A 12,216-nucleotide genomic window follows, 5' to 3' on the forward strand; every position below is an offset into this window, starting at 1 on the left:
GCCGGGCCGGCGCCTTCACGTGCTCCCCCGTGCGTTCCCCCGCGAACCCCGTTGCGGTCGTCCCCCGGGTTCCCCGTGTCTCACCTCCGCCGGCGGACTCCGGCCGAAGGAGCGGATCGCGGGCCCGGCCCGGCTCCGGCGCCCCGTGCCGCCGGTCTCCGGGCCGTGCCCCTCTCCGTGGTCTCCACTCTCTCCTCCCCGCAGGCCGGGGCCTATCCGCGCGCGTACTCAACCGGGCGGCTAGGTACGGGTACTCACCGGTGAGCACCCGTGCCCCTCCCGGCCGGGAGGGGTGGGCGCCCGGTGCCGGACGGCCGGTGCGGGCGGATAAAGTCGCCGGCATGGCACGGATTGCGGTGATCGGCGCCGGGGTGGGCGCGATGGCGGCCGCCGCCCGGCTGGCCGTCGCGGGCCACCGGGTGGCGGTCTACGAGCGGACGGAGACGTACGGCGGTGCGCTGCGCCGCGTGGAGCGGGACGGATTCTCCTTCGACACCGGGCCGGGGCTGCTCCCCCTTCCGGCGGTCTACCGCGATCTGTTCCTGAAGACCGGCAGGGAGCCGCTGGAGGAGTGCGTCGGGCTCGTCCAGGTCGACCCGTCGTCCCACCACGTGTTCGCGGACGGTACGCACGTGTCCCTGCCCAACGCGTCCCGCGCGGGTGTCGTCTCCGCCCTGGCGGAGAGCCTCGGCCCGGTGGCCGCCCGGCGCTGGGGCGACTTCCTGGTGCGGGCCCGGGAGGCCTGGGACCGCTCGCGCCGGCCGCTGCTGGAGGAGCCGCTGTGGCCCAACTGGCAGGTGCTGGCCGAGCGCGAGCCGTACCCGGCGGTTCCGCACAAGAGGCTGCTGCGCACCCGCACGGCGGGCACGCTCGCCGAGGTCGGGGCGTGGGAGCTGCGTGATCCCCGGCTGGCCGCGCTGCTGGAGAGCCACGCGCTCGCACTCGGTCTCGATCCCCGCGTCACCCCGGCGAGCGCGGCCGTGCTGCCGTACATGGAGCACGCCTTCGGCACCTGGTACGTGCGGGGCGGCATGCGGGAGCTGGCGCGGGCCGTGTACGAGCGGTGTCTGGCCCGCCGGGTGGAGTTCCGCTTCGGCGCGGAGGCCACCGGCGTGCTGGAGAAGGACGGCCGGGCGGCGGGACTGGAGCTGGCCGACGGCTCGGTGGCGGAGGCGGACCTGGTGGTCGCCGGGGTGCCGCCCGAGATGCTGGACCGGCTGAGCCGGGGCACGCGGGTGCGCGGTGCGGACGCGGTTCCCGCCCGGCGGGGGGCGGCGAGCCGGGTGACGGTGCTGCTGGCGCTGCGGGGCGGACGCCCGCAGGGCACACCGCACCGTACGGTCGTGCACGCCGAGGACCGCCGGGCCGAGCTGGAGTCGCTGTTCGGTGCCCCCGGGGGCCTGCCCGCCCGGCCCACCGTCACGGTGCTGCGGCCGGACGACCCGGCGCTGGTGCCGGACACCGGCCACGAGGCGGTCACGGTGACCTCCGTGGTGCCCGCGGGGACCGGGGAGGGCGTGGACACGCACGCCGAGCGCCTGATCACCGTCGCCGAACGGGCGGTACCCGGCCTGCGCGACCGGCTGGTCCACCGCGAGGTGCGCACCCCGGCCGACATCGCGGGGGAGACCGGCGCGGAGGGCGGCGCGGTGCCGGCGCCGGCGCTGGCCGCGGCGGGCGGACGGCTGCTGCACCCGTCCAACAGCACGGAACTGCCGGGGCTGTTCACGGTCGGCGGCTGGTCGCATCCCGGCGGCGGACTGCCGCACGCCGGGATGTCGGGGGCGCTGGTCGCGGGGCTGATCGTGGAGGGACCGGAGTTCCGCGGCTCCCAGTGAGCGCGCTCAGAAGCGGTACTGCTGCTCGTCGTACCCGTTGCCGTTCGTCTGTCCGTCGCCCTGGTACGGGTACTGCTGCTGTTGCTGTTGCTGTTGCTCCGGCGGGAGTTCGGCGCCGTAGGGGTCGTCGGCGCTGCGCTGCTGCGGGACCCACAGCCCGCCGGCCGGGGTCTCACCGCCGTAGCCGCCGGCGTACGGGTCCTGGGTGTGGGCCTGCTGGGCGTACTGCTGCGGATCCGCGTAACCGCCGGTGTCGTACGAGGTGGCGCCGTAGGTCGGGTTGCCGATGTACGGGTCGGAGTACGCGGCGTACTGCTGACCGGTGGTGTCGTAGCCCTGCTGCTGGCCGTAACCGGAGTAGTCGTAGGCGTAGTTCTGGTCGGCGCCCTGGGCGGCCGCCGCGTACTGGTCCTGGGACGGGTCCGGGTATCCGGGGTTCGTGCCGTACACGCCGTAGGAGCCGGTGTCGTCCGGCATGGGCTGCGGCTCGTAGACGGAGGTGGTCTCGGCGGCCGTCATCTGGTCGGTGCGGGCGGCGGGGGTGAACACGTCGTCGCGGTCGTAGTCGTCGTCCGCGCCGTAGCCGGTGCGGTTGTCGCGGTGCCCGGCGTCGCCGTAGCCGTCGTCGCGGTGGCCGTCGTCGCCATAGCCGTCGTGGGACGGCTCAGGGTCGGATGCCTCCGGGCCGGGCTCCTCGTGTCCGCGGCCGCCGCGGCCGCCCTTGACCGCGGCCAGTTTCGGCGAGTTGACCGCCCAGCCCGCCGCGAACCCGCGGCGGAACGACAGCGTGACGTAGGTCTGGCCGACCGCGAAGGCGGCGGCGCCGAGTCCGATGACGACCACGGACGGGATCAGCACACCGAGCACCACGCCGAGGAAGCCCGCGAAGGCGAGCAGCCGCCAGCGCAGCCGTGCCTTGTACTGCAGCAGCACCTCGCCGAGCAACCACAGCGCGACGATGCCGAACGCGATGTAGAGGACCGTCCAGCCCATGTACGCCCCTCTCCCAGTGGTCGCTACGCAGTGTGTCGTATATCCGTGCGACCGGTCTAGGCCCGCGATGGGTGGTGCAGGCCCAGGTTCTCGTAGATCTCCAGCGTCGCCGTGGAGTTGTTCAGCGTGATGAAGTGCAGTCCCGGCACTCCCTCGGCCAGCAACCGCGCACAGAACTCCGTGGCGAAGTCGATACCGATGGAGCGTACCGCCGCCGGATCGTCCTTCGCTGCGAGGATCCGCTCTTCGAGGCCGTCGGGGAACTCGGCGTTACTGAGCTTTGGCAACCTCTCCAGCATCTTCACGCTGGTCACCGGCATGACCTCCGGGATCACGGGGGTCTCGCAGCCCGCGGCGTGTACTCGGTCACGCAGGCGCAGATAGGACTCGGGCCGGAAGAACATCTGGGTGATCGCGTAGTCGGCGCCGGCCCGGCATTTGTCGACGAAGTGGGCGACGTCGGTGTCCCAGTCGGCGGAGCGCGGGTGCATCTCGGGGAAGGCGGCGACACCGACACAGAAGTCGCCCGACTCCTTGATGAGCCGGACGAGGTCGGCGGCGTAGGCCAGTCCCTGGGGGTGCTGCACCCATTCGCCCATGGGGTCGCCGGGCGGGTCGCCGCGCACGGCGAGCATGTTGCGGATCCCGGCGTCGGCGTACTGGCCGATGATGTTGCGCAGTTCGGCGACGGAGTGGTCGACCGCGGTGAGGTGGGCGACCGGGGTGAGGGTGGTGTCGGCGGCGATCTGCTCGGTCTCCTTGACCGTTCCCGCGCGGGTGGAGCCGCCGGCTCCGTAGGTCACGGAGACGAAGTCCGGGGCGACCGCCTCGACCCTGCGCAGCGCGCTCCACAGGTTCCGCTCCCCCTTGCTGGTTTTCGGCGCCGAGAACTCGAAGGAGTACGTCGTCTTGCCTGCGGCGAGCATGTCGCGCACGGTGCGTGCGCGGTCAGTCCGGGTGGATGCGGTTCCGAGGGCCATACCGGCAGGTTAGCCAGGGGGCGGCGGTCCCCCAACCAGAAGGGGGAGATTTGTCTGATATGCCGACTTGCTGTCCACTCCGTGGACGAATCTGAGACGCGCGGGGGTCATCCGGCGTCCGGAGTGGCCTGCCGGGTCCTCCTGGCGAACTCGGCGGCCGCCGCACCCGGGTCGTCGGCGTCGGTGACCGCCCGGACGACGACGACCCGGCGGGCGCCCGCGTCCAGGACCTCGTCGAGGTTGCCGAGGTCGATGCCGCCGATGGCGAACCAGGGCCTGCGGGTGCCGAGGCCCGCGGTGTACCGGATCAGGTCCAGGCCCGGGGCGTGGCGGCCGGGCTTGGTGGGGGTGGGCCAGCAGGGGCCGGTGCAGAAGTAGTCCACACCGGGCTGGACGGCGGCCGCGGCGGCCTCGGACTCGGCGTGGGTGGAGCGGCCGATCAGGGGGCCGTCGCCGAGTACCGCGCGGGCGGCGGACACGGGGAGGTCACCTTGCCCGAGGTGGAGGACGTCGGCGCCGGCGGCGTGGGCGACGTCCGCACGGTCGTTGACCGCGAGCAGCTTGCCGTGCCTGGCACAGGCGTCGGCGAGGACCGCCAGGTGCTCCAGCTCCTCGGCGGCCTCCATCCCCTTGTCCCGCAGCTGCACGACGTCCACCCCTCCGGCGAGCACCGCGTCCAGGAACTCCGGGAGGTCGCCCTGCCGCTTGCGCGCGTCGGTGCAGAGATAGAGCCACGCGCCGGCGAGTCGGTCACGTGCGGTGTCGGTCATACGGTGTCCCCCAGGGATGCGTGGAGCGTGCGGACCGGGCGAACCCGCAAGGCCGTCGCACGCCCCGGGCGGGCGGCGGCCGGCGCGACCGGACCACCGGCCGGGGCTCGCGATTCCCCGGCCGGTGTGGTCCCGGACTCCGGTCGGTGGGGTGCGGATCAGAGCGCGAGTGCCTGGGCCCGGCGCTTCACCTCCGTGCCACGGTTCTCTCCGAGCGCCTGCGCGGGGGTGCCCGGCAGGCTCGGGTCGGGGGTGAAGAGCCACTCCAGCATCTCGTCGTCCGTGAAGCCGTCGTCCCGCAGGAGCGTCAGGGTCCCGGTCAGCCCCTTGACGATCTTGTCCCCGTCGATGAAGGCGGCGGGCACGTGCAGCGCGCGGTTCTCACCCCGGCGTACGGCGATCAGCTGGCCGTCCTTGACCAGCTGCCGGACGCGCGTCACCTCGACACCGAACTGCTCGGCGATGTCGGGGAGCGTGAGCCAGGCGGGGACGAGAGCATCGATCTTTGCGTCAATCTCGGTCACGGGACAAGCCTGCCACCTGCCACTGACAGTCGGAAGCCGACCCCCGCCACCTGGCCGGACCCGCGGGCCGGGACCACGTCACGCGGTCGCCGACTTCAGCGGCCGCGCCGGGTCCGCCAGGAGGTCCGCGTCCATCACCGTGCCCGCCTCGATCAGCCGGCGCCCCTGCGCCAGGTCCCGGGGCCGCCCCACGGCGAGCAGCGCGACCAGGCGGGACTCCCGCAGCCAGCAGACACTCCAGGCTGCCTCTCCCGGCTCCCCGCGCCACACGGTCCGGTCGGCGTCCGCGTGGTGTCCCGCGTACTGGACGAAGCGCCCGAACTGCTCGGACCAGAAGTACGGCACCGGGTCGTACACCGCCGGGGCCCGTCCGGCCGGCCCGCCGAGGATGTTCACCGCGACCGTGCGCGGCCCCTGGAGAGCGTTGTCCCAGTGGTGGACCAGCAGACGTTCGCCGTAGCGCCCGGACGGGAAGGACGCGCAGTCGCCGACCGCGTACACGTCCGGCAGGGAGGTCATCAGATGGTGGTCGGCGACGACCTCGCCCCGCGTCCCGAGGTCGATCCCGGAACCCGCCAGCCAGGCCGTGGCGGGCCGGGCCCCGATCCCGACGACCACGGCGCCCGCGGACAGCCGCGTCCCGTCGTGCAGGACCACGGCGCCCGCCTCGACGCGCTCCACGCGCGCACGGGTGCGCAGCCCGACTCCGGCCTCGGCGTACCAGGCGGTCATCGGGGCCGCCACCTCCGCGGGCAGCACCTCGGCGAGCGGCCGTTCCGCGGCCTCCACGACGGTGACCGCGCACCCCGCCTCCCGGGCCGCGGTGGCGAACTCCGCGCCGATCCAGCCGGCGCCGACCACCACGATGTCGTGCTGCCGCGCGAGCACCGGGCGCAGCCGTCCGGCGTCGTCCAGGGTGCGCAGCAGATGCACTCCCCGGACGCCGTCCGCGCCCGGCAGCCGCACCGGTTCCGCGCCCGTGGCGATCACCAGCACGTCGTACGGGACCGGCCCGGCCTCCGTGTCCAGTTCGTGGTCGCCCGGACGCAGGCCCAGCACCTCGCAGCCGAGGCGCAGTTCGATGCCCAGTTCCTCGAAGTCGACGTCGAAGGCGGAGCCCTCGGCCTTGCCGAGCAGCACCGCCTTGGACAACGGCGGGCGGTCGTAGGGCTGGTGGGGCTCCGCGCCGATCAGCGTCACGGTGCCGGTGAAGCCCTGCTCCCGCAGCGCGGCCGCGGTCCGCACGCCGGCCATGCCCGCGCCCGCCACCACCACCCGCCGCGGTGCGGACCGTCCCGGTTCCTGTGTCTGCTCGCTCACCCGGCCACCCTAGTCACTCGGCCTTCGGCTGGTTCCCGTGCTCCGGGAGCTCCGCGGGCTGTTCCACCACGCTCGTCCCGCTGCCGGGCCGCGACTCCCACTCCCAGTTCTCCTCCAGCCGTACCCGCCCGTCGGGCAGTTCCACGACCGTGGACACACAGTGCCCCGAGGACGTCGTGCCGTTCCGCTCGAGCTGGACGTAGCGGAAGTCCAGCCGGTCCCCCGCGCGGGTGCCCACCAGATGACCGCGCACCACGTCGCCCCCCGCGTACTCGGCCCAGATCTCACCGTCCCTCTCGTGGTAGGTGAACCGGGTGCGGGTGCCGACCTGGCCGGGAGCCTGGTCGGCCACGGGTGCGAGGACGAGTCCGTCGAGCGATCGGGCCACTTGGAGGCTCCCTTGGCTATGCGTAGGGTGGCCAACGTAAGGCACTCGCGGGAGCCCGGACGCACCGGGCTGAGAGGGAGGCTGGCGGCCTCCGACCGTACGAACCTGATCCGGGTCATGCCGGCGAAGGGAGGGTTGGACGCCCATGTCACCCACGCGTACGTCAGACGTCCTCGTCGTCGGGGGCGGGATCGTCGGTCTGGCCACGGCCTGGCGGGCCGCGCGGCGCGGTCTCGCCACGACCGTGGTGGACCCCGAACCGGGCGGCGGCGCCGCCCAGGTGGCCGCCGGCATGCTGGCCGCGGTCACCGAACTGCACTACGGCGAGGAGACCCTGCTCGGCCTGAACCTCGCCTCGGCGCGGCGCTATCCCGATTTCGCCGCCGAGCTCACCGAACTCACCGGCCACGACCTCGGCTACCGCCGCTGCGGCACGCTCGCCGTGGCCCTGGACGCCGACGACCGCGCCCACCTGCGGGAACTCCACGCCCTGCAACAGCGGTCGGGGCTGGACGCGCAGTGGCTGTCCGGGCGGGAGTGCCGGCGCCTGGAGCCGATGCTCGCTCCCGGGGTGCGCGGCGGGCTGCGGGTCGACGGCGACCACCAGATCGATCCGCGGCGGCTGGCGGCCGCCCTGGTCACCGCGTGTGAGCGGTCCGGCGTGACCGTCCACCGGGGGTGGGCCGAACGGCTCCTGGTCGCCGGCGGCCGCGCGGGGGGCGTGCTCACCTCCGACGGCACCGAGTGGGGCGCCGGGCAGGTGGTGCTCGCCGGGGGGAGCCTCAGCGGCCGGCTCGCGGGCGTCCCCGCGGAGGTGCTGCCGCCCGTGCGGCCCGTGAAGGGGCAGGTGGTGCGGCTGGCGATGCCCGACCGTGCCCGCCCCCTCCTGAGCCGGACCGTGCGCGCACTCGTACGGGGCAGCCATGTCTACCTGGTGCCGCGCGACAGCGGCGAACTGGTGATCGGCGCGACCAGCGAGGAGATGGGCTGGGACACGACCGTCACCGCGGGGGGCGTGTACGAACTGCTGCGCGACGCCCACGAACTGGTCCCCGGCATCACCGAACTGCCGCTGACCGAGACCCGGGCGGGACTGCGTCCCTGCTCCCCCGACAACGCGCCCCTGCTCGGCCCGACCGAACTCGAGGGGCTGCTGCTGGCCACCGGCCACGGCCGCAACGGCGTCCTGCTGACACCGGTCACCGGCGACGCCCTGGCGGACGCCCTGACCACCGGTGAACTGCCGGAGGCCGCCCGCCCGTTCAGCCCCCGGCGCTTCGGCGCCACCGTCCTCACGGAGCAGCCCGCATGATCATCTCCGTCAACGGGGAGCACCGGGAGTTCGCGCCCGGCACGGCTCTCGACCTCGTCGTGACGTCGCTCACCGCGGCGCCCTCCGGGGTGGCCGCCGCCCTCAACGAAACCGTCGTCCCGCGCGCGCAGTGGCCCGCCACCCCCCTGACCGAGGGGGACCGGGTGGAGGTCCTGACCGCAGTCCAGGGAGGCTGACCATGGCCGACGATCCGTTCGTCCTCGGCGGCACGTCCTTCACGTCCCGTCTGATCATGGGCACCGGAGGGGCGCCGAGCCTCGATGTGCTGGAACGGGCGCTGGTGGCGTCCGGGACGGAGCTGACGACCGTCGCGATGCGGCGGGTGGACCCCTCGGTGCACGGGTCCGTGCTCTCGGTGCTGGAGAGGCTGGGCATCCGGGTGCTGCCCAACACCGCGGGGTGCTTCACCGCCGGTGAGGCGGTGCTCACGGCGCGGCTCGCGCGGGAGGCGCTCGGCACGGATCTGGTCAAGCTGGAGGTCATCGCCGACGAGCGGACGCTGCTGCCGGACCCGGTCGAGCTGCTGGACGCGGCGGAGACGCTGGTGGACGACGGGTTCACGGTCCTGCCGTACACGAACGACGATCCGGTGCTGGCGCGCAGGCTCGAGGACGTGGGGTGTGCGGCGGTCATGCCGCTGGGGTCGCCGATCGGGTCGGGGCTGGGGATCCGCAACCCGCACAACTTCGAGCTGATCGTGGAGCGGGCGGGGGTGCCGGTGATCCTCGACGCGGGGGCGGGGACGGCGTCGGACGTGGCGCTGGCGATGGAGCTGGGGTGCGCGGGGGTGATGCTGGCCTCAGCGGTGACGCGGGCCCGGGAGCCGGTGCTGATGGCTTCCGCGATGCGGGGGGCGGTGGAGGCGGGGCGGCTGGCGCGGCGCGCGGGGCGGATCCCGCGGCGGTGGTTCGCCAGCGCGTCGTCTCCCGCGGAGGGCATGGCCGTACTGGATCCGGAGCGGCCGGCGTTCTAGGTGCGCTCAGGTGATGCCCGGGGGCTGCCTGCCGGGCCCAGGGTGCCTCCCTCACTCCCGGCCGCGCTCGGGCCGGGGAGGCACGCTTGCCCGCGGTGGGCCCGGAGGCTGCTCACAGTCGGGTAACACAGGTCACAGGTCCGCCCCAACGGCGGTCGAACCGGTCAGGGCTGTCGGCGGGGCCTCGTAGACTCGCTCCGTGGACACGACCCTTCAGGACCCTCTGGTCGGGCAGGTGCTCGACGGCCGCTATCGCGTCGACGCGCGGATCGCGGTCGGCGGGATGGCCACGGTCTACCGGGCCATGGACACCCGCCTCGACCGCATCCTCGCGCTCAAGGTGATGCACCCCTCGCTCGCCGCCGACACCTCCTTCGTCGAGCGGTTCATCCGCGAGGCCAAGTCGGTCGCCCGGCTGGCCCACCCGAACGTGGTGCAGGTCTTCGACCAGGGCACCGACGGGGGATACGTCTATCTGGCGATGGAGTACATCGCCGGCTGCACCCTGCGGGACGTGCTGCGCGAGCGCGGGGCGCTCCAGCCGCGGGCCGCGCTGGACATCCTGGAGCCGGTGCTGGCCGCGCTCGGTGCCGCGCACCGCGCCGGGTTCGTGCACCGGGACATGAAGCCGGAGAACGTGCTGATCGGGGACGACGGCCGGGTCAAGGTCGCCGACTTCGGCCTGGTCCGCGCGGTGGACTCGGTGACCAACACCTCGGAGACCGTGCTGGGCACGGTCTCGTACCTGGCGCCGGAGCAGATCGAGAGCGGCGTCGCCGACCCCCGCGTGGACGTCTACGCCTGCGGCATCCTCCTCTACGAGATGCTGACCGGCGAGAAGCCGCACGAGGGCGACTCCCCCGCGATCGTGCTCTACAAGCATCTGCACGACGACGTGCCGCCGCCGTCGGCCGCCGTTCCCGGTATGGCGTACGAGCTGGACGAGCTGGTGGCGTCGGCGACCGCGCGCAACCCCGAGGTCCGTCCGCACGACGCGGTGGCGCTGCTCGCGCGGGCCCGTGACGCGCGCGGCCGGCTCAGCGGCGAGCAGCTCGACGCGCTGCCCCCGCAGGCGCTGACGTCCGAGCACGACAACGCCGATGACCGTACGAGCGTGATCCCGCGCGGGCTCAATGTCCCCCGTCCCCTGCCCGTCAACGAGGACGACGGCGCGGACCCGGTGCACCACACCAGCCGGTTCCGGTCACCGCCGCCGCTGCCGCCCCGGCGCCGGACGGCGCTGCGGCGCGGGCCGACGGCGATCGTGGTGGCCGTGCTGCTGGCTCTCGGGCTCGGAGCGGGCGTGTGGTACATCAACTCCGGCCAGTTCACCAAGGTCCCGCCGCTGCTGACGAAGACCGAGCAGGAGGCCCGGGACCGGCTGGCGGACGCCGGGCTGGGCGTGGGGCAGGTGGAGGAGGCGTACAGCGACACGGTGGAGCGGGGCAAGGTGATCAGCACCGATCCGGAGACCGGTGCCCGCATCCGGGGCAACGACTCGGTGTCGCTGACCGTCTCCAGGGGCCCGCAGACCGTGCGGGTGCCCGATCTCGACGGATACCCGCTGGACAGGGCCCGGTCACTGCTGGAGGACGAGGGCCTGAAGCCGGGCATGGCCACCCGCGAGTTCAGCGACACGGTGCCGGCGGGTTCCGTGATCTCCACGGAACCGGGCAAGGGCACCAAGGTCCGCGCGGACTCCGCGGTGGCGCTGACGGTGAGCAGGGGCCGTCCGGTGGACGTGCCCGATGTGGCCGGTGACGAGCTGGAGGACGCGCGCGCCGAGCTGGAGGAGGCCGGCCTGAAGGTCGAGGTCGCGGCCGAGCGGGTCAACTCCGAGCACGACGCGGGCGAGGTGGCCCGGCAGACCCCGGCCCCCGGCCGGCAGGTCGCCGAGGGCGACACCGTGACGCTGACACTGTCCAGGGGCCCGGAGATGGTCGAGGTGCCGGACGTGGTCGGCGACAGCGTGGACGACGCCAGGGAGCGGCTGGAGGGCGCCGGTTTCGGGGTGAAGGAGGACCGCGGGCTGCTCGGCCTGTTCGGCGACACGGTCAGGAAGCAGTCCGTGGACGGCGGGGACAGCGCGCCCAAGGGATCGACGATCACCATCGAGATCCGCTGACCGGAGGGCCCGGACGGACGGCGCACGCGCTCATGTCACCCTTGACGCGTGAAGAGTCACCCGTCCGGCCCCGCCCGCAACCCGATCGGCGGCCATGTTCCCGTGGCCGGCGGCCTGCACTCCGTCGGCCTGTCCTACGCGCGTGAGCTGCGTGCCGAGACCGTGCAGGTCTTCGTCGCCAATCCGCGCGGCTGGGCCACCCCGGCCGGCAATCCGAAGCAGGACGAGGCGTTCCGCGCGGCCTGCGCGGAGGAATCGGTTCCGGCGTATGTGCACGCCCCGTATCTGATCAACTTCGGCTCCCACACCGAGGCGACCGCGGAGCGCTCGGTGGAGTCGCTGCGGCACTCCCTGCGGCGCGGCCGGGAGATCGGCGCGCTGGGCGTGGTGGTGCACACGGGCAGCGCGACCGGCGGCCGGGAGCGGTCCGTCGCCCTGCGGCAGGTACGGGAGCGCGTGCTGCCGCTGCTGGACGAGCTCACCCATGACGACGACCCGTTCCTGCTGCTGGAGTCGACCGCCGGCCAGGGCTCCTCGCTGTGCTCGCGGACCTGGGACTTCGGGCCGTACTTCGAGGCGCTGGACGCCCACCCGAAGCTGGGCGTCTGCCTGGACACCTGCCACATCTTCGCCGCCGGACACGATCTGACCGGGTCGAGCGGAATGCGGCAGACGCTGGATCTGCTGGTGGACACGGTCGGCGAGGGGCGGCTGAAGCTGATCCACGCCAACGACTCCCTGGACGTGGTCGGCGCGCACAAGGACCGGCACGCCAACATCGGGGCGGGCCACATCGGCGAGGAGCCCTTCCGGGCGCTGATGAGGCACCCGGCGACCGAGGGCGTACCGCTGGTCATCGAGACGCCCGGCGGCAAGGAGGGGCACGCGGCGGACGTGGAGCGGCTGAAGAAGCTCCGGGACTCCTGAGCGGGTTCCCGGCGCCCGGCCCCGGGACCTCTCCTGGAGAACGCC

At 73.7% G+C, this 12,216-nt stretch carries 12 protein-coding genes and 1 riboswitch; of the genes, 6 read left to right on the top strand and 6 right to left on the bottom strand.

What is annotated here, in order from left to right:
• Positions 1–341 precede the first annotated feature (341 nt).
• A complete protein-coding gene (locus tag HTV45_RS02180; protein WP_215203858.1) occupies positions 342–1,838 on the top strand; it encodes an NAD(P)/FAD-dependent oxidoreductase in 1,497 nt (498 codons plus the stop codon).
• Positions 1,839–1,844: 6 nt separating this feature from the next.
• Here HTV45_RS02180 and HTV45_RS02185 read toward each other — a convergent pair whose 3' ends face one another.
• The 6 genes from HTV45_RS02185 to HTV45_RS02210 form a co-directional block, all read right to left on the bottom strand.
• Positions 1,845–2,831: a hypothetical protein gene (locus tag HTV45_RS02185; protein ID WP_215203859.1), complete on the bottom strand. Its 987-nt coding sequence runs from the start codon at positions 2,829–2,831 to the stop codon at positions 1,845–1,847.
• Between the two features lie 56 nt (positions 2,832–2,887).
• Complete coding sequence (gene metF, locus HTV45_RS02190) at positions 2,888–3,811, bottom strand: methylenetetrahydrofolate reductase [NAD(P)H] (protein WP_215203860.1); 924 nt, start codon at positions 3,809–3,811, stop codon at positions 2,888–2,890.
• A 107-nt stretch (positions 3,812–3,918) separates the two neighbouring features.
• The gene (thiE, locus tag HTV45_RS02195; RefSeq protein ID WP_215203861.1) at positions 3,919–4,581 is read right to left on the bottom strand and encodes a thiamine phosphate synthase; all 663 of its coding nucleotides are present in this window, start codon (positions 4,579–4,581) and stop codon (positions 3,919–3,921) included.
• 158 nt (positions 4,582–4,739) lie between these two features.
• On the bottom strand, positions 4,740–5,105 hold the full coding sequence (locus tag HTV45_RS02200; protein ID WP_215203862.1) for an Rv2175c family DNA-binding protein: 366 nt from the start codon (positions 5,103–5,105) through the stop codon (positions 4,740–4,742).
• Between the two features lie 78 nt (positions 5,106–5,183).
• Positions 5,184–6,425, bottom strand: a complete 1,242-nt coding sequence (locus tag HTV45_RS02205) for an NAD(P)/FAD-dependent oxidoreductase (protein WP_215203863.1) — start codon at positions 6,423–6,425, stop codon at positions 5,184–5,186.
• Between the two features lie 13 nt (positions 6,426–6,438).
• A complete protein-coding gene (locus HTV45_RS02210) occupies positions 6,439–6,813 on the bottom strand; it encodes a hypothetical protein (protein WP_215203864.1) in 375 nt (124 codons plus the stop codon).
• Between the two features lie 37 nt (positions 6,814–6,850).
• Positions 6,851–6,962, top strand: a riboswitch (TPP riboswitch).
• Between HTV45_RS02210 and thiO the strand changes: the two genes are divergently transcribed.
• The 5 genes from thiO to HTV45_RS02235 all read left to right on the top strand — a co-directional run bounded on the left by thiO (position 6,959) and on the right by HTV45_RS02235 (position 12,171).
• A complete protein-coding gene (thiO, locus tag HTV45_RS02215; protein ID WP_215203865.1) occupies positions 6,959–8,125 on the top strand; it encodes a glycine oxidase ThiO in 1,167 nt (388 codons plus the stop codon). It overlaps the preceding riboswitch by 4 nt.
• Positions 8,122–8,322, top strand: a complete 201-nt coding sequence (gene thiS, locus HTV45_RS02220; protein WP_215203866.1) for a sulfur carrier protein ThiS — start codon at positions 8,122–8,124, stop codon at positions 8,320–8,322. Before thiO ends, thiS begins: the two co-directional genes overlap by 4 nt.
• A 2-nt stretch (positions 8,323–8,324) precedes the next feature.
• A complete protein-coding gene (locus HTV45_RS02225; protein ID WP_215203867.1) occupies positions 8,325–9,119 on the top strand; it encodes a thiazole synthase in 795 nt (264 codons plus the stop codon).
• A gap of 199 nt (positions 9,120–9,318) precedes the next feature.
• On the top strand, positions 9,319–11,244 hold the full coding sequence (gene pknB, locus HTV45_RS02230) for a Stk1 family PASTA domain-containing Ser/Thr kinase (protein WP_215203868.1): 1,926 nt from the start codon (positions 9,319–9,321) through the stop codon (positions 11,242–11,244).
• 48 nt (positions 11,245–11,292) lie between these two features.
• Positions 11,293–12,171: a deoxyribonuclease IV gene (locus HTV45_RS02235; protein WP_215203869.1), complete on the top strand. Its 879-nt coding sequence runs from the start codon at positions 11,293–11,295 to the stop codon at positions 12,169–12,171.
• Positions 12,172–12,216 lie beyond the last annotated feature (45 nt).

It is taken from the genome of Streptomyces sp. CHD11, assembly GCF_018638295.1.
Taxonomy (GTDB): domain Bacteria; phylum Actinomycetota; class Actinomycetes; order Streptomycetales; family Streptomycetaceae; genus Streptomyces.